The 753-nt window shown below is 58.2% G+C and carries 1 protein-coding gene; it reads right to left on the bottom strand.

Annotated features, from left to right (window positions below):
* Positions 1-618: PD-(D/E)XK nuclease domain-containing protein (locus KUL93_RS11305; RefSeq protein ID WP_217127136.1), on the bottom strand; the 618-nt coding region annotated here is incomplete at its 3' end.
* Between the last annotated feature and the right edge of the window lie 135 nt (positions 619-753).

The following is a 753-nucleotide window of genomic DNA, read 5'->3' as shown; positions in this document are numbered from 1 at the left end:
CGCTGCTCCTTCGGGTTTGTCCGCAACCACTTTGAATTCGAACAGATAGATCCGCTCCGGGAGCTTCACCGTAAGATCGATGCAGCCGTGGTTGGTGACCTCTTCGGCAATGAGCTCCAGCCCCAACGCCGCAAGGTGGCTATAAAAGACGCTGGCCCAGTACCCTTCGTAGTGGGTGATCGGGTTTGCGCGGTACCAGTCGTGCGGGATGCTCGCGTAGAGGCGCTGGAAGTGGTCACGCAACTGTTCGAGGTCGCCTGTGCGCATCAGGTTGATGAGCGCTGTGACGCTTGCCGTTGGACGCGTGGGCATAAGCGCTGCCGTAAGCGCCCGGTTCAACGCCATGCGCACTTCGCGGTTGGGTAGCTTGAGTTCGTATTCGGTAACGCCTGCCGTAACGTGTACGGCGCCAATCGTCAGGTAGCCCGTCTGCCACAGGATCGCTTCAGGTTCGATGCTGTCGACGTCAAACGCCGATAGAAGCTCTTCGGTGGCAAAGAGGCGCTCAAGCTGCGGCGTGAAAAAGCGCCGCGCTTTGAGCAGATCGATAAGAAAAGTTGGGGTCCCCGTTTCAAACCACCACGCGCGAAATTCGCGAAAGAAGAAAAGCTGCAGCACATCAAAGGGGTTGTAGAGCCGTTTGCTGCCGCCCCAGTGTCAATGGCCACGAATTTTGACCCACTTTGGCCAGATAAAACTGACCCACCCCCCTAACTGGCTGAGGGTCGAACACCGGGAAAAATCCCCGCCCGG

The sequence above is a fragment of the Hydrogenophilus thiooxidans genome, assembly GCF_019049855.1.
Lineage (GTDB): Bacteria > Pseudomonadota > Gammaproteobacteria > Burkholderiales > Rhodocyclaceae > Hydrogenophilus > Hydrogenophilus thiooxidans.
This window is presented reverse-complemented; position numbering and strand designations above follow the sequence as displayed.